Genomic DNA, 21846 nt, shown 5'->3' on the forward strand with positions numbered 1-21846 from the left:
CCCGCCGCGGCGGCACCGGGTACGCTCACCAAGCCTGCCCGCGAGCGGCGACAGCCGCCGACGACCTGCACAAACCCCTGGAGACAGACGACCATGGCCGACCGGGTCACGGTGATCGGCTGGGACGGTTCGCCGCTGACCGCCGCGGCACGCGCCGCGCTGAGCGCCGCCACCCTGGTGGCGGGCGCCGCCCACCATCTGGCGCTGCCCGAGGTGCCCCCCGGTGCCGAACGCATCCGGCTCGGCTCCGTCGCCCTCGCCGCCCGGCGCATCGCCGCCCACCGCGGCAGCGCCGTGGTCCTCGCCGACGGCGACCCCGGCTTCTTCGGCGTGGTGCGCACCCTGCGCGCCCCCGAGTTCGGCCTGGAGGTCGAGGTCGTCCCCGCCGTCTCCTCGGTGGCCGCCGCCTTCGCCCGCGCGGGCATGCCCTGGGACGACGCCCAAGTGGTCGTCGCACACCCGCGCACCCTGCGACGCGCGGTGAACGTGTGCCGGGCCCACACCAAGGTGGCCGTCCTCACCTCACCCGGCGCGGGCCCCGCCGAACTCGGCCTGCTCCTGGACGGCATCCACCGCACCTTCGTCATCTGCGAGGAACTGGGCACCGAACGCGAGCAGGTCACCGTCGTCACCTCCGACAAGGCCGCCGACCACACCTGGCGCGACCCCAACGTCGTCGTGGTCATCGGCGGTCCGGCCGGCGCCGGTGAAGACGGCAGCTGGATCGCAGGACGCGACCCTTCGGCCGGCCCGCGCGGCTGGACCCAGCCCGCCGAGGCCTACGGCGGCGACCTCGGCGAGGGCGAGCGCGACCCCCTGCGCACCGCCCAACTCGCCCGGCTCGGACCGCGCGTGGGCGACCTGGTGTGGGACATCGGCTGCGGCAGCGGCGCCTTCGCCACCGAGGCCGCCCGCGCCGGAGCGGCCGTCATCGCCGTCGACCACGACCCGGGGGCCTGCGCCCGCACCGGTGCCACCGCCCGCCGCCACGGCGTCCAGCTCCAGGTGGTGCAGGGCACCGCCCCGCAGGTCCTGGAGAACCTCCCCGAACCCGACGTCGTGCGCGTCGGCGGCGGGGGAGCGGCCGTGGCCTCCGCGGTCGCCGACCGCCGCCCGCAGCGCATCGTCGCCCACGCCGCCACCCGCGACGCGGCCGAACTCATCGGCCGCGACCTCACCGAGCACGGCTACCGCGTGGAGTGCGCCCTGCTCCAGTCCGTCGAACTCGACACCCGCGCCTGGACGGAGAAGGAACGCAGCGTCGCGTTCCTGCTCAGCGGCGTGCTGCCGCCCCGCGAGAGCTGACCGGCGAGGCCGTCCCCGTGATCGGGTTGTCGTACCGCGCGCGGTAGGCTGGCCGATCGTTGTACCGCGCTCGGGCTCCGGCGCTTCGTCGTCCAATGTCCCGATACCGCGCCCGTTTTGGGGTGGGTGGTGGTACGGCGGAACCGGAGGAAGCGCAACGTGGCGCAGTCCACAGCGGAAGCGTCGCCGATCAAGCTGACGCGAGGGCCGTCCCGCCGCGACAATGCCAGTGAATGGCTTTGTCGCCTTTTTCGGGCGGGCCGTTCGTGCCGCTGAGGACGCACGCTCGTTCTTCAGTGTGGGGCGGTCGGTGCGCCGTTCCGGGTGAGCTGGTCGTAGGAGCATTACCGATGGGCGAGGGGTACGCATGACCGACACCGGCCAGGTCCCGGGCGAGGGACTGCCGGAGAACGCAGGCAGGGCGGAGCAGCAGGGCGTCGCCGCGCCCGGCGCGTACACCTACCTCTCCGCGGCCTCCGCCGAGGACGACGAGGACCTGCTGTTGCCGGGCGCGGCGGGCGCCTGGGGCAACGAGGTCCGGCCGCCCGCCCCCGAGCCGCTCGTCGAGACCGTGCACGCCCCGGGCCCCCACGAGCTCTCCGGCCGCGACAGCGGCTCCCTCGATCTCGGCGCCGCCCGCCCGACGCACTCCGCCGCCCATGCGACCCCCGAGGAACATCACGGTCCCCACGAGGAGCAGCCCGTGCGGTACGAGGAACAGCAGGCCGCCTTCGAGAGCCGGCAGGCCGCACCCGAGGACCACTCGACGGACGGCGCGGCCGGCCTGCCGACGGGCTCCGAGGGACAGCCGGCCGGCGTCGCCGACCAGCAGGCGGCGGTGGCGGCGGGGCAGGGTCGGCACCAGGGTGCTCCGGCACCGGAGGGGCCTGCTCCGCACGGCCGGCACACGGCGCACGGTGCGCATGCGGCGCCGGTGCCGCAGGACGGCCGGGCGGGCGCCGTTGCGGGGGAGCAGGTCCCGGGTGAGCAGTCGCCGGGTGAGCAGTCTCCGGGGCAGCAGACGATGTCCCAGGACGAGGCCGCCGCGCTGGCCCAGGCGCAGGCCGCCGCCGCTGCGGGTGTGCTGCCGCAGGACGAGGCGACGGCGGGCGTTGTTCCGGACGAGCAGACGGGGCCGCGGGAGGAAGTCCTCGCCCAGGCCGAGGTCCAGGGCGGGCACGCGGCTGCGGAAGCCGCGGCGTCGGGGACTTCGGCGGAGCCCGCCGCGTCCGGCGGCGCGGGCGCCGGGCAGGCCCGGGTCCCGCAGGATCAGGCCGTCCCGGATCAGCGCGTCCCGGAACAAGCCGTTTCGGAACCGGCCGTTCCGGGACAGGCCGTTTCGGAACCGGCCGTTCCGGGACAGGCCGTTTCGGAACAGGTGGTGCCGGAGCAGTCCGCTCCGGATACGGGAGCCACGCCGCAGGGGGACGGGGGCGCCGAGGCCTCGGTCGCGTCTGGGGACGAGGCCGCGGCCCAGGCCGCCGCCGTCGCGGCGTCCCGGGATGACACGGCGCCGGACGCCTCGCAGGACGACAACGCCGGGCAGCCGCAGGCCGTCGCGGGTGCGGCTCAGGCGCCGCAGGACGGCTCGGCCGCCTCGGAGCAGGCGGCAGCCCAGGAGGGCGCGGCCGGGAACGACGCCGCACCGAGGAGCGGGGCGGAGGGTGCCGCCCCGCGCGGGCGGGCCGCCGCCCGGGCACGCACCGCCCCGGCACCGCCGCACCGGCGGCCGCTGCACCTCGGCCCGCCCATCCCCGACACCTCCGCCAGCCCGGTCCGTTCGCTCGCCGACCGCGGCCCGGCCCGCACACCGGTGCGCCAGCCGGGTCCGCCCACGCTCGGCCCCGAGTACCTGGACGTTCCGCAGGCCCCCGAGGCCGCGCCGCAGCCGGCGGCGCCCTGGGGCGCACAGGCCACGGTGCCGGCAGGGGCTCCCGCTGCGGAAACGGTTATTCCGGCTTCCGGTCCTGCGGGAGCGGCCGAGGCCGCCATCGCCCGCGTCACCGGCCGGCCGGCGAACGGGCAGACGGCGGCCGGGCAGGCGCACCCCGAGGCGGCTCCGGCGGACGGCGCGACCGGCGGCACGGGACAGGCACAGGCGGCGCAGGACGCGCCCGCCGCCACCGACTCCGCCCCCGGGCAGCAGCCGTCCGGCGACACCGGAGACGCCGCGGTCGCCCCCGCCGGTGACAACGCGCCGGAAACCGGATCCGGGCGGCCCGCCGGGGCCGCGCCCGCGGCGGACGGCGAGCAGACCGCACCCGGGGATGCCGAGCAGCAGCCCGCGCCGGCCGCTGCCACGAACACCCCGGCGGGCCCCGAAGCGCTTGGTGCCACCGGCGACACCGAAGGCCCCTCCTCCCCGGAGGAGCAGGTCCCGGCCGCACAGGCCCCGCAGGAACCCGCCGCGGGGGTCCGGCCCGCCGAAGCGGGCGCTGCCGTTGCCCCCGGAACCGCGCACGCCCCCGACACCCCCGAGACCCCCGCGTCTCCGGAAACCACCGGAGCGGCCCAGGCCGTGTCCACCGGAGACGACACCGCACAGCCGCAGGCCCTCAGCACCACCGACGCTGAGCAGGCCGGCGGACCGACCCGCACCGCCGTCCCGGTCACCACCGAGGAGGCAGAAGGGACCGCCACGGTGCCCGCACCCGAGCCGGAGACGCCCGCGGCCGAGCCCGCCGCCCAGCAGGCGGAGACGGAACACCCCGTCCAGGGACCGCAGCAGACCCCCGCCGCTCCGCCCGCCGACCCCGCCGCCGGTGTTCCGGCGAGCCCTGCGGGCGAGTCGCCCGACCCGGCGCCGGCTGCCGAGGCCCCCTCGGCCGTCGTGCCCGGCACCGTCACCGGGGAGCCCCGACCGGACCAGCCCATCGGCCAGTTCGTCCCCGTCGAGGGCTCGGTGCCGACGCCGCCGCACCTCGCGCCGACCCCGCCGCAGCCCCTGACGCTGCCCGCCGAGCAGTCCGCTCCCTCCGTTCCCGCCCCCCGTACGCCAGTGGCGCGCCAGGAGGCGGCGCCCGACGTGACGCAGAGCGCGGACGATCTCGACACCCGGGGCGCCGGAGCCGACGAGGCCCGGCCCGCCCGGGAACAGGACCAGCCGGCCGAAGCGCAGGCCCCGGCAGCACAGGCCCAGCCCGCCGAGGGCCAGGCGCCGGCCTTCGCGGCGGAGGGACAGCCCGCCGAGGAGCAGGCCCGGGCCGCGGAGCAGCCGGCCCCGGCCGCCGGTGAGCAGAGCGCCCCCGGCAAGGCGACGGACTCCCCGGAGCGGAGCGCCCCCGAGGCCGCGGCGGCGACCCCGCCCGCCCCCGCCTATGGCGAGGCCGAGCGCGAGGCCGTGCTCAAGGTGATGCGCGAACGCCGGGACATCCGCAACGGCTTCCGCAGCGACCCCATCCCGCACGAGGTGCTGCTCCGCGTCCTCGAGGCCGCCCACACCGCCCCGTCCGTCGGGCACTCCCAGCCCTGGGACTTCGTCGTCATCCGCTCCGCCGAGACCCGGCGCGCGATGCACGAACTGGCCATGCGTCAGCGCGAGGCCTACGCCAAGTCCCTGCCCAAGGGCCGGGCCAAGCAGTTCAAGGAACTGAAGATCGAGGCCATCCTCGACACCCCGGTCAACATCGTCGTCACCGCCGACCCGACCCGCGGCGGCCGCCACACCCTGGGCCGGCACACCCAGCCGCAGATGGCGCCGTACTCCTCCGCGCTCGCCGTGGAGAACCTCTGGCTCGCCGCACGGGCCGAGGGCCTCGGCGTCGGCTGGGTCAGCTTCTTCGACGAGCGCGAGATGGTCCGCGCCCTCGGTCTGCCCGAGCACCTGGAGGTCGTCGCCTACCTGTGCGTCGGGTACGTCGACGAATTCCCCGACGAGCCCGAGCTGATGCAGGCCGGCTGGTCCAAGCGCCGCCCGCTGTCCTGGGTGGTGCACGAGGAGACGTACGGTCGGCGCGCCCTGCCGGGCGAGGAGCCGCACGACCTGCTCGCCGAGACCGTCGCCCAGATCCGCCCGCTGGACGCCAAGGCGCTCGGCGAGGCCTGGGAGCGGCAGAAGCGGATGACCAAGCCGGCCGGGGCGCTCGGCATGCTGGAGATCATCTCCGCCCAGCTGTCCGGCCTGTCCCGCCAGTGCCCGCCGCCGATCCCCGAGCCCGCGGCCGTGGCGGTCTTCGCCGGGGACCACGGCGTGCACGCCCAGGGCGTCACCCCCTGGCCCCAGGAGGTCACCGCGCAGATGGTCGCCAACTTCCTGGGCGGGGGAGCGGTCTGCAACGCCTTCGCCACCCAGGTCGGGGCCGAGGTCTGCGTCGTCGACGTGGGCGTCGCCGGCGACCTGCCCGCCACCCCCGGTCTGCTGCCGCGCAAGGTCCGGCCCGGCACCTTGGACATGACCACCGGTCCCGCGATGTCCCGCGAGGAGGCCAAGCAGGCCATCGAGGTCGGCATCGAGACCGCCCGCGACCTGGTCGCCGCCGGGAACAAGGCGCTGCTCACCGGCGAGATGGGCATCGCCAACACCACCGCCTCCGCGGCGCTGATCTCCGTCTTCACCGGGGCGGACCCGGCGGAGGTCACCGGCCGCGGCACGGGCATCAACGACGAGACCCTCGCCCGCAAGACCGAGGTCGTCCGCCGGGCGCTGGAACTGCACCAGCCCGACCCGGCCGACCCGATCGGCGTGCTCGCCGCGATCGGCGGCCTGGAACACGCCGCCATCGTCGGCCTGCTGCTCGGCGGCGCCTCGCTGCGCACGCCCGTGATCCTCGACGGTGTCAGCGCCGGCGCCGCCGCCCTGGTGGCCCGCGCGATCGCCCCCGAGGTGCTGGCCGCCTGCATCGCCGGCCACCGCAGCGCCGAACCGGGCCATGTGGCCGCCTTGAACAAGCTGGGCCTGCGCCCCCTGGTCGACCTGGACCTGCGCCTCGGCGAGGGCACCGGCGCGCTGCTCGCCCTCCCGCTGGTCCAGAGCACCGCCCGGGCGATGCACGAGGTCGCCACGTTCGACTCGGCGGGCGTCACGGAGAAGTAGCCGGCCGCACGCAGCGGCGTCCGCGGCGCAGGCCGGTCCCCGGCCGCCTTCGCGGACGCCGGCCGGCACATCACGGACCACCCCGGGCGGGCGCACCCGCCCGCGACCGCGCAGCGCCGGGGGTGCCCAGCCATCGGACACCCCCGCCGCCCCACCCGCCCACGCCGTAAAATCCGCACGTCAGGGCCCCGCCGCGCCGCACACCAGGAGCCGAACCGCCATGGCCGAACACCCCGCCTACCCCGTAGGCCTCCGCCTCACCGGCCGCCGCGTGGTCGTCCTCGGCGGGGGCCAGGTCGCCCAGCGGCGCCTGCCCGCACTGATCGCCGCGGGAGCGGACGTCCGCCTGGTGTCGCCCGAGGTCACCCCGTCCGTGGAGGCCATGGCGGAGGCGGGCGAGATCACCTGGCTCAGGCGGCGCTACGCCGAGGGCGACCTCGCCGACGCCTGGTACGCCCTGATCGCCACCAGCGACAAGGAGGCCAACGCCCGCGCCTCCGCCGAGGCCGAGCGCAACCGCGTCTGGTGCGTCCGCTCCGACGACGCCGACCAGGCCACCGCCTGGACCCCGGCCACCGGCCACAGCGAGGGCGTCACGGTCGCCGTGCTCACCACCGACGCCAAGGGCCGCGACCCGCGCCACACCGCAGCCATCCGCGACGCCGTGGTGGAGGGCCTGCGCGACGGCACCCTGGTCGCCCCCCACCACCGCACCCGCACACCCGGAGTGGCCCTGGTCGGCGGCGGCCCCGGCGACCCGGACCTGATCACCGTCCGCGGCCGCCGCCTGCTCGCCGAGGCCGACGTGGTCATCGCCGACCGCCTCGGCCCGCGCGACCTGCTCGCCGAACTGCCGCCGCACGTCGAGGTCATCGACGCCGCGAAGATCCCCTACGGCCGGTACATGGCCCAGGAGGCCATCAACAACGCGCTGATCGAGCACGCCAAGCAGGGCAAGTCGGTGGTGCGCCTCAAGGGCGGCGATCCGTACGTCTTCGGCCGGGGCATGGAGGAGGTGCACGCCCTCACCGAGGCCGGCATCCCCTGCACCGTGGTCCCCGGCATCTCCAGCTCCGTCGCCGTGCCGGGCGCCGCCGGGATCCCCGTCACCCACCGCGGGGTCGCCCACGAGTTCACCGTGGTCAGCGGGCATGTCGCCCCCGACGACGAGCGCTCCCTGGTCGACTGGCCCTCACTGGCCAGGCTCACCGGAACCCTGGTCGTCCTCATGGGCGTCGACAAGATCGGCCGGATCGCCGAGACCCTGATCGAACACGGCAAGTCCCCCGGCACCCCGGTCGCCCTGGTGCAGGAGGGCACCACCGCCGCCCAGCGGCGCGTCGACGCCACCCTGGCCACTGTCGCCGAGACGGTCGTGGCACGCGAGGTCAGGCCGCCCGCCGTCATCGTCATCGGCGACGTGGTCCGCGCGGGCCTCCCGGCCGCGGAGCAAGCCGCGGAGTGACCCGAGGTGACGCGACCGAACCCCGACGTTGGCAGCACAACCAGGACAAGGCAGTATCACCCCCGTGGCGGACCTCATCACCATCGACGACCCCGACGACCCGCGGCTGCGCGACTACACGGGCCTGACCGACGTGGAGCTGCGCCGCAGGCGTGAGCCCGCCGAAGGCCTGTTCATCGCCGAGGGCGAGAAGGTCATCAGACGGGCCAAGGACGCCGGTTACGAGATGCGGTCCATGCTGCTCTCGGCCAAGTGGGTCGACGTCATGCGCGACGTCATCGACGAACTGCCCGCCCCCGTCTACGCGGTGAGCCCCGAACTCGCCGAACGGGTCACCGGCTACCACGTGCACCGCGGCGCCCTCGCCTCCATGCAGCGCAAGCCGCTGCCCGCCGCGGCGGACCTGCTGCACAGCACCCGCCGCGTCGTCATCATGGAGTCGGTCAACGACCACACCAACATCGGCGCCGTCTTCCGCTCGGCCGCCGCCCTCGGCATGGACGCCGTGCTGCTCTCCCCGGACTGCGCCGACCCGCTGTACCGGCGCAGCGTCAAGGTCTCCATGGGCGCGGTCTTCTCCGTGCCGTACGCCCGGCTCGAGAACTGGCCCAAGGGGCTCGAGTCGGTGCGCGAGGCGGGCTTCACCCTGCTCGCGCTCACTCCCGACGAGAAGGCCAGGACGCTCGACGAGGCGGCGCCGCACCGGATGGACCGCGTGGCCCTGATGCTCGGCGCGGAGGGCGACGGCCTGTCCACCCAGGCCCTGGTCGCCGCCGACGAGTGGGTCCGCATCCCGATGTCGCACGGCGTCGACTCCCTCAACGTGGGCGCGGCGGCCGCGGTGGCGTTCTACGCGGTGACGACGGGGCGGCCCGAGGCCTAGGGGACGTCGAAGGGAGACGGGGGGCGCCGGGGGACGTCGAAGGGCCGCCCCAGGGGGCGGGCTCAGTCGTCCCGCTCGAGCACCGAGACGTACGTCTGAGCCATGCGGGGCTCCTGGTCCAGCCGCCAGGGGGCGTCGTCGTCCGGAGCGCGGTCCCCCTGCCGTGTCTGCTCCGTCCGCTGCGTCGGTACGCCGCTGTCGCCCTCCCGCGGCAGGCCGCGCGCCGGACCCTGGCAGCCCTGCACCAGGGCGATGCCGAGGGCGACCACCAGCGTCACCACCACGAACACGAACAGCCGCTGCCGCAGCAGGCGCGGATTGGCCGGGCGCAGGCCGGCGCCCGTGGCCCGGGGGCCGGGCCTGCGGGCACCGGTACCCGGGCGGGAGGCGTTCCGGGCGGCGGCTCCGCGCGCCGGGGTGCGGGAGGCGGGCGTCGAGCGGGAGGAGGGGCGGGACGGGGTCCGGTCGCGGGAGCCCGTCCCGCTCCGCGGGGAAGCACCGCCGCGTGCCGCGGGGACGCCGCGGCCGCCGCGCCGCGGCGTCGGCGACGCCGGTCTGCCGGCCGGGGAAGCGCCACGGGCCGGGGCCGCACCCCGCGCGGGGTGCGTGCCGGGGCCGCCGGTGCGGCCACCCTGGCTTTCACGCGGGTCGCGTGCGTCGCGAGTGGCACGCGGGTCGCGGCGGTCGTGCGGGTCGTGGGGGTCGCGCGAGCCCGGGCGCCGGCCCGGCGCACGGTCCGGGTAGGTGTCGACGAGATGGGCGGCCGAGCGCTCGGGGTCCGCGCCGCGCGGCACCGGCGGGTGTGCCTCGCTGAGGCCCTGGGCCTCACGCGCGGCGATCTCCTTGAGCCGCAGCGACAGTTGGAGCGTGCTGGGCCGTTCTTCCGGGTCCTTCGCCAGACAGGCCCGGATCAGCGGGGCCAGCGCGTCCGGCACGCCGTCCAGCTGGGCCTCCTCGTGCACCACCCGGTACAGCATCACCTCCGAACTGCCGTGCCCGAACGGGGAGTCGCCCATCGAGGCGTACGCCAGCGTGGCGCCCAGCGAGAACACGTCGGTGGCCGGGGTGACGGCGGCGCCGCGCACCTGCTCCGGGGCGAGGAAGCCCGGTGAGCCGACCGCGGTGCCGACGTGGGTGAGCGTGGAGGCGCCGGTCGCCCAGGCGATGCCGAAGTCGATGATCCGCGGGCCCTTGGGAGAGAGCAGGATGTTCGACGGCTTGAGGTCCCGGTGCACCACACCGGCCTCGTGCACGGCGACCAGGCCTTCCGACAGGGCCGCGCCGATCGCCGCGACCTCGGCGGCGGGGAGCGGGCCCTCGTCGGCGACCTTGTCGTGCAGGGAGGGGCCAGGGACGTACTGCGTGGCGAACCACGGACGGTCCGCCTCCAGGTCGGCGGCCACCAGTCGGGCCGTGCAGCCGCCCCTGATGCGGCGGGCGGCGGAGACCTCGCGGGCGAATCGGGAACGGAACTCCTGGTCCTCGGCGAGGTCCGGCCGGATGACCTTCAGTGCGACCCGCTGCCCCTTCTTGTCGGAGCCCAGGTAGACCACGCCCATTCCGCCCGCGCCGAGACGTCGGTGAAGCCTGAAAGAGCCGACGACGCGCGGGTCCTCGCGCCTCAGGCGCATCATCGCCATGTTCATCCCCGCTGCCCGGTCCTGTGACGTGCCACAGCTTACGTTTCCGCGGGCGCCTGTGCGCAGAGGCCGCGCCCTCTTCGCGGGGTGGATTGTCAGTGGCGGGTGAGGGACTTGAAGGATGGTCAGGGCGCGTGCGGGCGGGCCGGGTTCGCGCGGTCGGTGATCCCAACAGCGCGCTGCGGAACGGGGATTGATCACATGCGGGGTGGCCGCGTGACGACGCTCGAGGACGCGGGGGACGGGACGCGGATGCACGGGGCGGTGGCGAACGGGGCGGTGCGCCGGGAGGCGGCGGAGGTGCGCCGGGGGGGCGGGGGAAGTGAGCGACGTCACGCGAAGCGGGTACCCCCTCGGGGATTTCCCCGAGTCGTAGGACCGCGTCTCCACCCAGGGGAGTACGGCGGGCGGGACGGCTCATCCTCCGGGAGGCCCGGCAATCGGTACGAGGGCATGACGCCCGGGATGTGCGGGGCGCCTAGATTTGAGGTCAAGCGGCGGGTGCAGTACTCGTCCCCCGAGGTCGGACGCCCGCCGCTGCAGAAGCGGAACGAAGCGGCACAGAAACAGAACAAGCGGTCAGGAGAGGGGCCATGGCGTACACGGCACCGCGGGCACTGGTCCGCGTGCGGGCGCGGCGCGAGGGGCGCCGGCACCCGCTGGTGGCCACGCTGATGGCACTTCCCCTGGCGGTCCTGCTCCTCCTCGTCTTCGACGGGTGGGAGACAGTGACCACACAGGCGTCGTCCGTGGGCGAGATGCTGGGGCGCTGAGCGGCGCCCCAGACCCGGAAGAGCGGTCCGGGAGGGGAACATCCCGCCCATGAAACCCCGTGGGGACGGGGGTGCGGCGGACGGCAAGAATGCCGGCGCAGCTGGGGAGCTGCGCCGGCATTACTCTGTTCCGCCCCCGTGCGCAAGGAGACGAACCTTGCCCGGAACCCCGTACGCTCCCCTCAGAGCCGACCCCAGGGAGCCCCGTGCCGCCGGACCACCACCCCCTCCTCCGCGAGCTGACCGCCCGCGCCGCCGCCGTCGCCCACCAGGTACCGCACACCGCACCCTGTCCCTGCGCCGCAGCCACCCTCGCCGACCGCCCCGACGGCACAGTGGTCCGCCACGGCGACACCGTCGCCAAGGCCCATGCGAGGGACGCCGACCCCGGCGAGCTGCGGGCACGGATGGAGACGGCCAGTCGGCTCGGGGACACGTTCGTCGCCCCTCTCAGCCACCCCTCCACCGACCTGCGCGGCCGCCCCGTCACCTTCTGGCCCTACGGCATACCCGTCGACCCGGACGCCCCCGAGGCCGCCCCCTGGGAACCCGCCGCCACTCTCCTCGCCCGTCTGCACCGCACCCCTGCCCCGCCCGGCCTTCCCGGCATGCGAGGCCCGCTCAACGCTGCCCGCGCCGTCACCCGGCTCCGAGCCGAAGCCCCGGACCACCCGGCCACCACCCCGGTCCTGAAGGCCTGGTCCACCCTCCCCGCCTGGGCGGGAGCGGAGGCGCCCATGCCCGGCCCCCTCGCCCTGTGCCACGGCGACTTCCACCTCGGCCAGCTGGTCCGCCTGCCCGGCGGCGGAGGCTGGCGGCTCATCGACGTGGACGATCTCGGGACCGGTCACCCGGCCTGGGACCTCGCCCGCCCCGCCGCCTGGTTCGCCTGCGGCCTGCTGCACGCAGAGGAGTGGGCGCGATTCCTCGCCGCCTACCGGAACGCCGGTGGCCCCGCCGTCCCCGCCGCCGGCGACCCGTGGCCGTACCTCGACATCCCGGCCCGTGCTCTCACCGTGCAGACCGCCGCCCGCATGATCGCCAAGGCGGTGGGGGAGGGGCGGCCGCTGGACGAGGTGGAGACGTGCGTGGTGGACGCCTGTGCCCGTATCGCCTCCGTCGAGGCCCCTGCCGCACCGGGTGCCCAGGCCTAGAGTGCAACCACCAGGGGGCCGGACGGAGTCTGTCCTGGCGATATCCGAAGCAGGACCGACCGGCGAGGAGCTGACCGAACCATGCAGTGTCCGAAGTGTCGTGCGCCGATGCACACCTACAACCGCAACGGCGTCCAGATCGAGCAGTGCAGCGGCTGCCGTGGGATCTTCCTCGACTACGGCGAGCTCGAGGCGCTGACCCGGCTGGAGGCCCAGTGGTCCCAGCCCGCGCCGCCGGCCGCCCCGCAGGCGTACCCCGCCGCTCCGCCGGCCCCGGCCGCTCCCGCCTGGGGCGCCCCGCACGGCGGGCACTACGGCCACCGCCGGCACAAGAGCTTCGGGCACATGCTGTTCTCGTCCTGAACACCCCGGGGCACGACCGAGCCCCCGGCCGCTGGACGGCCGGGGGCTCCGGTGCGATGTGGACGATACTGGGATTGAACCAGTGACCTCTTCCGTGTCAGGGAAGCGCTCTCCCGCTGAGCTAATCGTCCTCGGGGGTCACGGCCACGCGGTGGAGCGCGGGCCATGAGCACTGCGTGCGCGATACTGGGATTGAACCAGTGACCTCTTCCGTGTCAGGGAAGCGCTCTCCCGCTGAGCTAATCGCGCTGGACGGATCCTCGTGGGATCCAGTGGACGATACTGGGATTGAACCAGTGACCTCTTCCGTGTCAGGGAAGCGCTCTCCCGCTGAGCTAATCGTCCTTGGAGGTGGAGACGGGATTTGAACCCGTGTAGACGGCTTTGCAGGCCGTTGCCTCGCCTCTCGGCCACTCCACCCGGAGTGTAGGGGATCGGGCGGACCCCCTGTGCTGCGAGCGGACGACGAGGCTCGAACTCGCGACCTCAACCTTGGCAAGGTTGCGCTCTACCAACTGAGCTACGTCCGCCTGTCGTTTCGGTCCGCTTGCGCGTCCCGGCGACGAACTGAACTCTAGCGGATTCCGGGGCCAGTACAAAAACGCGTTTGTGCAGCGTGCTGCCCTGCGTCGCGTCACCGGCGCCCGCCCTACACTCGTGGCGTGCTCGACCTGCCACCTCTCGCCCGCTTCGGCAACCGTGTCGCCACCGGCCTGACCGACGTCACCGATGACCCGGCGGCGCTGGACTCCCACGGTTTCTGGGCCGTCTGCGCGGACTTCGAGGGCCGTCTGACCTGCGCACGCTTCCGCGAGGTGCGCGAGCAGCCGGTGCCCGCGCCGGTGCCCGGCGCCTGGCGGGGGCCGGACGCCGGCGACTGGTCGACCTCCCTGGACCGCTCCGGGTACACGGCGGGCGTGCGGTACATCCGCGACCGGATAGCGGAGGGCGAGGTGTACCAGGCGAATCTCTGCCGGGTGCTGTCCGCGCCCGTCGCACCGGACAGCGACGTGGACGCCCTGACCTCCCTGCTGGCCCGCGGCAACCCGGCACCGTATGCAGGAACGATCCGTCTGCCGGGGCACGGCGTGGAGATCGCCACCGCCTCCCCCGAGCTGTTCCTGCGCCGCGACGGCCGGGTCGTGGAGTCGGGGCCGATCAAGGGCACCGGGCGCACCGAGGCCGACCTCCTGGAGAAGGACTACGCCGAGAACGTGATGATCGTGGACCTGGTGCGCAACGACATCGGCCGGGTCTGCGCCACCGGCACCGTCACCGTGCCCGACCTGTGCGCCGTGGAGAAGCACCCCGGCCTGGTGCACCTGGTGTCGACGGTGCGGGGGGAACTGCGTGCGGGAGCGGGCTGGCCCGAGCTGCTGGACGCCGCCTTCCCGCCCGGCTCGGTCACCGGCGCACCCAAGTCCAGCGCCATGCGGATCATCGGCGACCTGGAGCCGGCACCCCGCGGACCGTACTGCGGCGGCATCGGGTGGGTGGACGCCGACCGGGGCACCGGCGAGCTGGCGGTGGGCATACGCACCTTCTGGATCGACCGGGACGCGGACGGCGGCGCCGTGCTGCGGTTCGGCACCGGCGCCGGGATCACCTGGGGGTCCGACCCCGAGCGGGAGTGGCGGGAGACCGAACTGAAGGCGTCCCGGCTGCTCGCGGTAGCGTCGGGCACATACGAGGTGAGTGAAGGGATCCCAGAGTGAAGATCTGGCTCGACGGCGGGCTGCAGGACACCGAGTCCGCCCGCGTCTCCGTCTTCGACCACGGACTGACCGTGGGCGACGGCATCTTCGAGACGGTCAAGGCGGTCGACGGCCGCCCGTTCGCCCTCACCCGGCACCTCGACCGGCTCACCCGCTCCGCCCGCGGCCTCGGCCTGCCCGACCCCGACCTCGACGAGGTCCGCCGCGCCTGCACCGCCGTGCTGGAGGCCAACCCCATGCCGCTCGGCCGGCTGCGCATCACCTACACCGGCGGCCACGGACCGCTGGGCTCGGACCGCGGCGGGCACGGGACCACCCTGGTCGTGGCCCTGGGCGAGACCAGCCGCCGCCCCGACTCCACGGCCGTCGTCACCGTCCCCTGGACCCGCAACGAGCGCGGCGCGCTGACCGGCCTGAAGACCACCTCCTACGCCGAGAACGTGGTGGCCCTCGCCCGGGCCCGCGAACGGGGCGCGAGCGAGGCGCTGTTCGGCAACACCGTCGGGCAGCTCTGCGAGGGCACCGGCTCCAACGTCTTCGTCGTCCTCGACGGCGAGATCCACACCCCGCCGCTCGCCTCCGGCTGCCTCGCCGGCATCACCCGGGCCCTGGTCACCGAGTGGACCGGCGCCAAGGAGACCGACCTGCCGCTGGACGTGCTCCAGCGGGCCGACGAGATCTTCCTCACCTCCACCCTGCGCGATGTCCAGGCCGTCCACCGCGTCGACGACCGTGAACTGCCGGGCGCCCCGGGCCCGGTGACGGCCAAGGCCATGCGGACCTTCGACGAGCGCTCGGCGGCCGATCTCGACCCGTGAGCCCGGCAATCGGCTGAAACCCGGGGCGCGGCAGTGGGTAGAACTGCCGTGATGACCACGACCCTGCGGCCGGCCGAGCCGCTCCAGCAGAACCCCGACGGCACGCGTTCACGCCGCTACCAGGTGTGCGTCAACAGCCGTCCCGTCGGCACGATCCACCTGGGCACGCACCCCGTCTTCGGCCCCTCGGCCGCCCGCATCATGAGCCTGCGCATCGAGGAACCCGACCGCAGGCGCGGCCGGGGCACGGTGGCCGCGCTCGCCGCGGAGGAGGTCGTACGCGGCTGGGGCTGCCGCCGCATCGAGGTGACCGTTCCCGCAGACGCCGGGCCGGCCCTCCGGCTCGCCACGGCGCTCGGCTACGCCGTGCGCAACCGCGGTATGGAGAAGGCGCTCGGCGGCACCCCGCCCGCCCTGCCGGAGGGCAGCCGGGCGCGGGCCATGACCGAGGAGGAGTTCCGCCCCTGGCTGGCTCAGGGCCGGGAGGACTTCGCACGCCAGTGGATCGAGCGCGGCGTGCCGGAGGCCGAGGCACGCGCCAAGTCGGAGCGGGACCACGCCGAGCTGCTGCCCGAGGGGCGCGCCACCGAGGGCATGCTCTTCAGCGTCCTGGAGCACCAGGGCAGTGCCGTGGGCAACCTGTGGCTGTCGGTGCGCGGGGAGCAGGCCTTCGTCTTCGACGTGGAGACCCGGTCCGCCCACCGCGGCCGGGGCCACGGACGCTCCCTCATGCTGCTTGCGGAGGCGCAGGCCGTCGCGGCCGGCAAACGGACCATCGGGCTCAATGTCTTCGCGGGCAACACCCCGGCCGAGCGCCTCTACGCATCGCTCGGCTACCGGACCACGCGGTACGCGATGTACAAGCACCTGCTGTAGGTGCGGTGCGCGGTGGGGGAGGGGGCCGGCCGGTTCAGGCCCGCTCGGCGAGCAGACGGTCGGCGATCTGCTCGATGCGCTCGCGCAGCCCCTCCTGGCTCCTGCCCCCGTCCAGGCGCTCGCCCCCGATGACATAGGTCGGGGTGCCGGTCACCCCGATCGCCTTGCCCTCGGCCTGGTCCGCGTCGACGGCCAGGATGTGCCGCCCGTCGATCAGCGCGGTGTCGAACTCCTCGGCGTCCAGACCCAGCTCCCCGGCGACCTCGACCAGGAAGGGCTCGCCCTTGCGGCCCAGCTCCTCGACCTTCCCCAGCACCGCCTCGGCGTAGGCCCAGCCCTTCCCCTGCGCCAGCGCCTCCTCGGCGGCCTGGGCCGCGGCGAAGGCGTGCTTGTGCTTCTCCAGCGGGAAGTGGCGCAGCCGCAGTTCCAGACGGTCGCCGTACCGGGCGCGCAGGGCGCGCAGATCGCCGAGGGCGGTGCGGCAGTCCGAGCACTGCAGATCGCACCAGACGTCGAGGACGGGCACGGGGGTGGTGGAGGGGTCGCTCATGGGGCACAGTCTCCCAGCACCGCCCCCGTGACACCCAACCGGACCTGGCGTGATCCGGTCGGCGCGCGGTCCGGGGGCGTACTCCGGCACCGGCACCTGCGAAGGAGCCGACCCGGAGATGTCCCTGATCTCGGGCCCGAGCATGGCCGGGCGGGGGTGGGCGGGTGCAGGATGGAAGGGACGAAGCGCGCACAGCGAACCACCCCTGCCGGGAGGACCGGATGATTGCCGAGACCGTCTGCTCCGCCGTGTCCGCGGCAGGCCTGGGCATCGCGGCCGTCACCGCCTGGCGCAGGCGGTTCCTGGCCGCCGCCCGTATCGCCGCTTACGCACTCGTCCCGCTCGGCCTGGTCCTGACCGGCATCGTCGAGTGGGTGGCCGACACCGCGTTCAGCCCCACGGCCTGGGCCGGCTTCGGTCTGCTGGGCCTGTCCTGGGTGATCTTCATGATCACGCGAGCCGTGGAGCGCCGGCGCGGCGGCACCCGCAAGGAGCGCAAGGCGGCCAGGGCGGCCTCCCGGCCCGATGCGGTGGCCCCGGCGGCCTCCGCCCCCTCCCTCGCCGCGGGCTCCGGGCCCGCGACGCGGCAGAAGTCCGCGCCGAGCGACGACGACGACTTCAGCGACATCGAGGCCATCCTCAAGAAGCACGGCATCTGACCTCGGGCAGCACGCAAGCTGAGCGGGCGCCGGCCGAATCGTCACAGGGGATCGCGGAACGTCCGGAAACGATCACAACCCGAACCGTCGCCCACGCAATCGGCGATACGGCGTTCACTCGGCGCGTGGTGATCGCTCCCGCGGCGCGGGATGCGTCATCATCGCGGCGAGATGCTGGACACGACACACAGCGATGCCGCGCCGCCTCAGGACGAGCCGCGCGGCTGCCTCTTCGCCCTATCCCAGCCACCGCTGATGATCTTCCTGGCGGTGATCGGGTGTCTGCTGCTCACGGCTGCCCTGCACGACCTGCTGTGGCTGTGAGCCGTACCCGCGGTTCCCGGCGTCACCCGTCGGGACCGCGTCGGCGGAGGCGACTCGCCGAGAGGGCGTGCCCGGTCAGCCCGCCGCTTCCTTGCGCCGGGCCCGGTAGGCGGCGACATGCAGCCGGTTGCCGCAGGTCCGGCTGTCGCAGTAGCGGCGCGAGCGGTTGCGGGAGAGGTCGACGAAGGCGTGCCGGCAGTCCGGGGCCTCGCAGCGGCGCAGCCGTTCCCGCTCGCCGGCGACCACGAAGAACGCCAGCGCCATCCCGCCGTCGGCGGCCAGGTGATCGGCGACCGAGGCGCCGGGCGCGAAGTAGTGGATGTGCCAGTCGTAGCCGTCGTGGTCCGTGAGGCGGGGTGTGGTGCCGGCCGCGGCGACCAGCTCGTTGATCAGCCCGGCGGCGGTACGGGCGTCGGGAGCGGCGAAGATCGCGGCGAAGCGGGACCGGAGCCTGCGCACCGCCGACAGGTCGAGCTCCGTGAGGACTCCGACCTCGCTGATGTTGTGCTTCTGCACGAACTGCTCGAGCGCCGCGACGTCCGCCAGTCCGTCCGGCGCCGACTCGTCCTCCGGTGCGGTGTTCACCAGATCCACCACGGCGTCCAGCGCACACCGGGTGTCATGGGTGATCAGCACGATTCGCTCCCTGGCCTGGGGGTCGGGCGGGGCGCCCGCCGATGCTGGGGCGATAGTAGTGGCTCGGAGGAGCACCCCACCGCCCTCGCTTCGCACATGGCATCGAATACAACGCCCGAACGAGCCCCGGCGTTCCCCCCGGGGGGTATCGGCCGGCCGCACCGGCATGGCGGACCGGCGGGGTGCCGGCACCCGGGCCCCTCTTCTCACTCTCCTTTCACTCTCCGTCACCGGCCCTGAGCAGCACAAGGGCGCCGGTCGCGGAAGTCCGCGGCCGGCGCCGGTGTGTGCCGTATGCGGCTGCTCGGGTCCGAGCCGTCTCCCCGAGTCGACGGCGCCGGGCAGCTTCGTGGCCTCGCCTAGCTTTCGGCCAGGATGTGCGAGAGCTCCTGATCGAGATCGAAATGCCGGTGCTCCGTGCCCGGGGGCACGGCGGCGTCGGTGCGCTTCAGGAAGGACTCCAGGGCCCGCGCGGGGGCCTCGAGCAGAGCCTCACCCTCCGGGGAGCTCAGCGCGATGCAGACGACGCTCTGACCATGACTGCGCGACGGCCAGACGCGGACGTCGCCCGTGCCGGTGGGGCGGTGAAGTCCCTCGGCGAGGAGGTCGCGGGCGAACACCCACTCGACGGTCTCCTCGGCTCCGGTGTGGAAGGTGGCGTGCACGGCGTAGGGGTCGGCCGTGTCGTACCGCAGGCCTGCGGGGACAGGCAGGGAGGACTCGCTCGACACAACGAGGCGCAGGTGCAGCTCGCAGCTGACCGTGGTGTTCATAAGCGCCAGGGCCTTTCGCTCAGTGTGCGCTCGGGGATTCGCACGTCGGCGAAATCGACATGCCACCTACGGTGCCGTTGTAAACCCCTCTGAGTGTTTTGCGTGCGTTTATGTAACTCGTCCGGCCGAGAGATCGTTCGGGCGGTGCGTCCATTCCGGTGATGTGAATCGCTCGGGTAGTGTTTGACCGTATGAACACGGGGAGTGACAAGCGCGGTGAGGCGGCCCTGACCGCCGACCGGGCGGACCGACGGGAAGGGGCTGCGACGGGCGGGACGGCGGACCGGGGTCGCGAGGAGCGGGCGCTCGGCTCGCGGGCGCCGCAGTTCATCCGGGCGCGTCGCGGGCTGCACCTCAGCTGGCAGGTCGGCGTCTTCGTGACCGGCCTGGCCGTCGTGGTGGCCGGAGTGATCATGCTGCCGCTGCCCGGGCCGGGCTGGGTGGTGATCTTCGCCGGCATGGCGATCTGGGGGACCGAGTTCGCCTGGGCCCAGCTGGTGCTGCGCTGGACCAAGCGCAAGGTCACCGAGGCGGCGCAGCGGGCCCTCGACCCCAAGGTGCGGCGCCGCAACATCATCCTGACCTCGGTCGGCCTGGTCGTCGCGGCCGTGCTGGCCGGGATCTACCTCTACAGATACGGCCTCGTCATGCCCTGGAAGATCAAGGACCAGTGATCGGGGCCGGGGGCCGGGGCGGCCGGCCCCCTGTGGTCACGAGCACCCCCTGACATGGGGTAATGTTCTTCCTGCGCCCGGGCGATTAGCTCAGTGGGAGAGCGCTTCGTTCACACCGAAGAGGTCACTGGTTCGAACCCAGTATCGCCCACCGGATCACAGCGGCCCGGCTCACCGAACGGTGAGCCGGGCCGCTGTGTCGTGTCCCGGGGCCCGCTGTCCCGTGCGACCGCGGCATGATCGCCGGCGGGGCTTCGCCGGCTCCCCGCAGGTCCCGGCGGTCCAGGCGGTCCCGGTGATCCCGGGGGTCCGCGCCGAGAGCCGAGAGGCTCCGGGAGGCGGAGGGGCGCACCCCGCCGCACGGACGCGAAAGTGACGCTCCGTTACGTATCCGGTGGCGGCGGACCCGCTCTTACGGGCCGGAATTCACCGGCGGGTAATGATTCCCGGCGAAGATCCGGGCGCACGATCCGGCCGAATCCGCGGCCCATTTTGCAGAATGCCGCTTCGTCAGAACCCCAAGACGCGGGCGGACGACAGGATTCCGGGCGAATGGTCATGGCGGCGGCGGGATTTCTGGCGGATAGTCAGATCCGCGCGGAAAGGTTCCGGACACACTCCGGGGCCGGCCGGGCACACTCCGTCCATGGACTTCAACCATTACCGCTTCCGCAGCCTGTGGACACTCTCCGCACCCGCCCCGGTGGTCTACCGGGTCCTGGAGCGGATCGAGGAGTATCCGCGGTGGTGGCCGCAGGTGCGCGAGGTGGTACGGCTGGACGACACCAGCGGGCTGGTGCGCATCCGCTCGGTCCTCCCCGTGGAGCTGCGGGCCACCCTGCACGAGGGGCGGCGCGATCCCGAGACCGGCATCCTGGAGGTGGGGCTCTCCGGCGACATCGACGGCTGGGCCCGCTGGACCGTCACCCGGCTCGGGCCCGGCGGCAGCCTCGCCCGCTACGAGCAGGAGGTCGACGTCCGCAAGCCGCTGCTGCGGCGGCTGGCGGTGCCCGCGCGGCCCGTCTTCCGGATGAACCACGCCCTGATGATGCGGGCGGGCCGGCGCGGACTGGAAGCCTGGCTGGAAGCGGTTTGAAGGATACGTACCGACACCTGTATTGTTCAGTGCGTTCCCGGGCGATTAGCTCAGTGGGAGAGCGCTTCGTTCACACCGAAGAGGCCACTGGTTCGAACCCAGTATCGCCCACCGGGTAGGCCGGTCCGTCACAGGCGGACCGGCCTCGCTGTGTCCGCACGCGCGGGCGGACCGGCCGGTGTTCGCCGGTACGCATCCGTGGAGCGGCCCGTGTTCGCCGGCATGCAGTCCGTCGCAGGCGTGCGTTTCTCCGGTCGGTGTGTGCTCCTTGTCGCCCGTGACGGGTCCGACCGCTCAGGCCGCCGCCGGGAGATCCGGGCGCAGGGGCCAGGCCGGGTCGACCGCCTCCTCCGTACCGCTGCGCGCGAACCACGCCTGCAGGCCCCGCGCCTGGGCCGCGTGCCACACCGCCTGCAGCGTGTGCAGCTCACCGGGGGAGAGGCGCTCCAGCCGGGAGGCGAACCGCTGCCCCACCGCCCGCGTGACCTCCAGCGCGGCCACCGCGTCCGCCGCCGCGTCGTGCGCCTCCTCGAGGCTGACCCCGTAGTGGGCGCACAGATCGGTGAGCGTGCGGCGCCCCTTGCGGTAGCGGTCCAGATGCTTGTCCAGCACCAGCGGGTCGAGCACCAGCAGCGGTGTCCGCTCGAACCAGCGGTGCAGGGAGGAGGCGCGGTGCCGGCGCAACTCCCGGTCCAGCAGCGTGAGATCGAACGGCGCGTTCATCACCACCACCGGGCGTCCGATGCGCGCCTGCTCCGCCAGCGACTCCGCTATCTCGTACATCACCGGTGCGGGCCAGCGGCCGTTGCGCTGCAGATGGCCCTCGGACAGGCCGTGCACCCGCGTGGCGGCGGCCGGGACCGGCACACCGGGGTTCACCAGCCAGCGGCACACCCGCGGCCGGGCGCCCGGCGCGTCCTGCACGACGACGGCGGCCGACACGATCCGGTCGTTCTCGACGTCCACGCCCGTGGTCTCCGTGTCAAAGGCGGCCAGCGGCCCTTCGAACCAGCACGTCATTCCCACCAACCCCTCGTTCACCATCGGCAGTTGACGCACCGTCCGCTGCCCGCACGGGTGATACCCGGGCTGTTTGCGCCTCACTCCGGA

At 74.1% G+C, this 21846-nt stretch carries 19 protein-coding genes and 7 tRNA genes; 16 read left to right on the forward strand and 10 right to left on the reverse strand.

Translation table 11 applies throughout. From position 1 onward, the window contains the following. The first annotated feature begins 93 nt into the window (after positions 1-93). From cbiE to HCJ93_RS02315, 4 genes are all read left to right on the forward strand, one after another. On the forward strand, positions 94-1305 hold the full coding sequence (gene cbiE, locus HCJ93_RS02300) for a precorrin-6y C5,15-methyltransferase (decarboxylating) subunit CbiE (RefSeq protein ID WP_167990597.1): 1212 nt from the start codon (positions 94-96) through the stop codon (positions 1303-1305). A 367-nt stretch (positions 1306-1672) separates the two neighbouring features. Then, positions 1673-6337 (forward strand): nicotinate-nucleotide--dimethylbenzimidazole phosphoribosyltransferase, encoded by a 4665-nt coding sequence (cobT, locus tag HCJ93_RS02305; protein ID WP_167990598.1) that lies wholly within the window; start codon positions 1673-1675, stop codon positions 6335-6337. Between the two features lie 220 nt (positions 6338-6557). Beyond that, complete coding sequence (gene cobA, locus HCJ93_RS02310) at positions 6558-7802, forward strand: uroporphyrinogen-III C-methyltransferase (RefSeq protein ID WP_167990599.1); 1245 nt, start codon at positions 6558-6560, stop codon at positions 7800-7802. Between the two features lie 64 nt (positions 7803-7866). Continuing rightward, positions 7867-8685 (forward strand): TrmH family RNA methyltransferase, encoded by an 819-nt coding sequence (locus HCJ93_RS02315; protein WP_167990601.1) that lies wholly within the window; start codon positions 7867-7869, stop codon positions 8683-8685. Between the two features lie 62 nt (positions 8686-8747). On the opposite strand, the gene HCJ93_RS02320 is transcribed toward HCJ93_RS02315, so the two are convergent. Next, positions 8748-10331, reverse strand: a complete 1584-nt coding sequence (locus HCJ93_RS02320; protein ID WP_240967407.1) for a serine/threonine-protein kinase — start codon at positions 10329-10331, stop codon at positions 8748-8750. Positions 10332-10918: 587 nt separating this feature from the next. Here HCJ93_RS02320 and HCJ93_RS02325 point away from each other — a divergent pair. The 3 genes from HCJ93_RS02325 (at position 10919) to HCJ93_RS02335 (ending at position 12615) form a co-directional block, all read left to right on the forward strand. After that, positions 10919-11098 (forward strand): hypothetical protein, encoded by a 180-nt coding sequence (locus HCJ93_RS02325; protein WP_167990602.1) that lies wholly within the window; start codon positions 10919-10921, stop codon positions 11096-11098. A gap of 206 nt (positions 11099-11304) precedes the next feature. After that, positions 11305-12252, forward strand: a complete 948-nt coding sequence (locus HCJ93_RS02330; RefSeq protein ID WP_309141288.1) for an aminoglycoside phosphotransferase family protein — start codon at positions 11305-11307, stop codon at positions 12250-12252. Positions 12253-12333: 81 nt separating this feature from the next. Next, a complete protein-coding gene (locus HCJ93_RS02335; RefSeq protein ID WP_167990604.1) occupies positions 12334-12615 on the forward strand; it encodes a TFIIB-type zinc ribbon-containing protein in 282 nt (93 codons plus the stop codon). 59 nt (positions 12616-12674) lie between these two features. Here HCJ93_RS02335 and HCJ93_RS02340 read toward each other — a convergent pair. The 5 genes from HCJ93_RS02340 to HCJ93_RS02360 form a co-directional block, all read right to left on the reverse strand. After that, positions 12675-12746: transfer RNA gene (locus HCJ93_RS02340), tRNA-Val, on the reverse strand. A 46-nt stretch (positions 12747-12792) separates the two neighbouring features. Then, positions 12793-12864, reverse strand: a tRNA-Val gene (locus tag HCJ93_RS02345). A 24-nt stretch (positions 12865-12888) separates the two neighbouring features. Further along, positions 12889-12960 (reverse strand) — tRNA-Val (locus HCJ93_RS02350). A 1-nt stretch (position 12961) separates the two neighbouring features. Then, positions 12962-13035 (reverse strand) — tRNA-Cys (locus tag HCJ93_RS02355). Positions 13036-13072: 37 nt separating this feature from the next. After that, positions 13073-13145 (reverse strand) — tRNA-Gly (locus HCJ93_RS02360). A 132-nt stretch (positions 13146-13277) separates the two neighbouring features. Between HCJ93_RS02360 and HCJ93_RS02365 the strand changes: the two genes are divergently transcribed. The 3 genes from HCJ93_RS02365 to HCJ93_RS02375 are packed head-to-tail and all read left to right on the forward strand — an operon-like array spanning position 13278 to position 16024. Beyond that, positions 13278-14330, forward strand: coding sequence for a chorismate-binding protein (locus HCJ93_RS02365; protein WP_167990606.1), 1053 nt, complete (start codon positions 13278-13280; stop codon positions 14328-14330). Further along, a complete protein-coding gene (locus HCJ93_RS02370) occupies positions 14327-15148 on the forward strand; it encodes an aminotransferase class IV (RefSeq protein ID WP_167990608.1) in 822 nt (273 codons plus the stop codon). Before HCJ93_RS02365 ends, HCJ93_RS02370 begins: the two co-directional genes overlap by 4 nt. 51 nt (positions 15149-15199) lie before the next feature. Further along, positions 15200-16024 carry a GNAT family N-acetyltransferase gene (locus tag HCJ93_RS02375; protein ID WP_167990609.1) on the forward strand — a complete coding sequence of 275 codons (825 nt, stop codon included), beginning with the start codon at positions 15200-15202 and terminating at the stop codon, positions 16022-16024. A 34-nt stretch (positions 16025-16058) separates the two neighbouring features. On the opposite strand, the gene HCJ93_RS02380 is transcribed toward HCJ93_RS02375, so the two are convergent. Next, entirely contained in the window at positions 16059-16574 is a 516-nt protein-coding gene (locus tag HCJ93_RS02380) for a DsbA family protein (RefSeq protein WP_167990611.1), read from the reverse strand. 221 nt (positions 16575-16795) lie between these two features. On the opposite strand from HCJ93_RS02380, the gene HCJ93_RS02385 reads away from it, so the two are divergent. Beyond that, a complete protein-coding gene (locus HCJ93_RS02385; RefSeq protein ID WP_167990612.1) occupies positions 16796-17233 on the forward strand; it encodes a hypothetical protein in 438 nt (145 codons plus the stop codon). Positions 17234-17404: 171 nt separating this feature from the next. Continuing rightward, positions 17405-17557, forward strand: coding sequence for a hypothetical protein (locus HCJ93_RS02390; protein WP_167990614.1), 153 nt, complete (start codon positions 17405-17407; stop codon positions 17555-17557). A gap of 75 nt (positions 17558-17632) precedes the next feature. Here the strand turns inward: HCJ93_RS02390 and HCJ93_RS02395 are convergent, their stop codons facing one another. Both HCJ93_RS02395 and HCJ93_RS02400 read right to left on the reverse strand, forming a co-directional pair. Further along, the gene (locus tag HCJ93_RS02395; protein WP_167990616.1) at positions 17633-18193 is read right to left on the reverse strand and encodes a CGNR zinc finger domain-containing protein; all 561 of its coding nucleotides are present in this window, start codon (positions 18191-18193) and stop codon (positions 17633-17635) included. Positions 18194-18552: 359 nt separating this feature from the next. Continuing rightward, entirely contained in the window at positions 18553-18966 is a 414-nt protein-coding gene (locus HCJ93_RS02400) for an SsgA family sporulation/cell division regulator (RefSeq protein ID WP_167990618.1), read from the reverse strand. Positions 18967-19157: 191 nt separating this feature from the next. On the opposite strand from HCJ93_RS02400, the gene HCJ93_RS02405 reads away from it, so the two are divergent. The 4 genes from HCJ93_RS02405 (at position 19158) to HCJ93_RS02420 (ending at position 20847) form a co-directional block, all read left to right on the forward strand. Continuing rightward, positions 19158-19640 (forward strand): TIGR02611 family protein, encoded by a 483-nt coding sequence (locus HCJ93_RS02405; RefSeq protein WP_167990619.1) that lies wholly within the window; start codon positions 19158-19160, stop codon positions 19638-19640. Between the two features lie 79 nt (positions 19641-19719). Beyond that, positions 19720-19791, forward strand: a tRNA-Val gene (locus tag HCJ93_RS02410). Positions 19792-20286: 495 nt separating this feature from the next. Continuing rightward, entirely contained in the window at positions 20287-20736 is a 450-nt protein-coding gene (locus tag HCJ93_RS02415; RefSeq protein ID WP_167990621.1) for an SRPBCC family protein, read from the forward strand. A 39-nt stretch (positions 20737-20775) separates the two neighbouring features. After that, positions 20776-20847, forward strand: a tRNA-Val gene (locus tag HCJ93_RS02420). A gap of 183 nt (positions 20848-21030) precedes the next feature. Here the strand turns inward: HCJ93_RS02420 and HCJ93_RS02425 are convergent. Further along, on the reverse strand, positions 21031-21756 hold the full coding sequence (locus HCJ93_RS02425; protein WP_167990623.1) for an exonuclease domain-containing protein: 726 nt from the start codon (positions 21754-21756) through the stop codon (positions 21031-21033). Positions 21757-21846: the final 90 nt, after the last annotated feature.

This window comes from Streptomyces composti (genome assembly GCF_012034205.1).
Taxonomy (GTDB): Bacteria; Actinomycetota; Actinomycetes; order Streptomycetales; family Streptomycetaceae; genus Streptomyces; species Streptomyces composti.

Coding starts and splice junctions, on each gene's coding strand:
- cbiE (WP_167990597.1), top strand. CDS start 94: ATGGCCGACCGGGTCACGGTGATCGGCTGGGACGGTTCGCCGCTGACC.
- cobT (WP_167990598.1), top strand. CDS start 1,673: ATGACCGACACCGGCCAGGTCCCGGGCGAGGGACTGCCGGAGAACGCA.
- cobA (WP_167990599.1), top strand. CDS start 6,558: ATGGCCGAACACCCCGCCTACCCCGTAGGCCTCCGCCTCACCGGCCGC.
- HCJ93_RS02320 (WP_240967407.1), bottom strand. CDS start 10,331: ATGAACATGGCGATGATGCGCCTGAGGCGCGAGGACCCGCGCGTCGTC.
- HCJ93_RS02325 (WP_167990602.1), top strand. CDS start 10,919: ATGGCGTACACGGCACCGCGGGCACTGGTCCGCGTGCGGGCGCGGCGC.
- HCJ93_RS02335 (WP_167990604.1), top strand. CDS start 12,334: ATGCAGTGTCCGAAGTGTCGTGCGCCGATGCACACCTACAACCGCAAC.
- HCJ93_RS02375 (WP_167990609.1), top strand. CDS start 15,200: ATGACCACGACCCTGCGGCCGGCCGAGCCGCTCCAGCAGAACCCCGAC.
- HCJ93_RS02380 (WP_167990611.1), bottom strand. CDS start 16,574: ATGAGCGACCCCTCCACCACCCCCGTGCCCGTCCTCGACGTCTGGTGC.
- HCJ93_RS02385 (WP_167990612.1), top strand. CDS start 16,796: ATGATTGCCGAGACCGTCTGCTCCGCCGTGTCCGCGGCAGGCCTGGGC.
- HCJ93_RS02390 (WP_167990614.1), top strand. CDS start 17,405: ATGCTGGACACGACACACAGCGATGCCGCGCCGCCTCAGGACGAGCCG.
- HCJ93_RS02400 (WP_167990618.1), bottom strand. CDS start 18,966: ATGAACACCACGGTCAGCTGCGAGCTGCACCTGCGCCTCGTTGTGTCG.
- HCJ93_RS02405 (WP_167990619.1), top strand. CDS start 19,158: ATGAACACGGGGAGTGACAAGCGCGGTGAGGCGGCCCTGACCGCCGAC.
- HCJ93_RS02415 (WP_167990621.1), top strand. CDS start 20,287: ATGGACTTCAACCATTACCGCTTCCGCAGCCTGTGGACACTCTCCGCA.
- HCJ93_RS02425 (WP_167990623.1), bottom strand. CDS start 21,756: ATGACGTGCTGGTTCGAAGGGCCGCTGGCCGCCTTTGACACGGAGACC.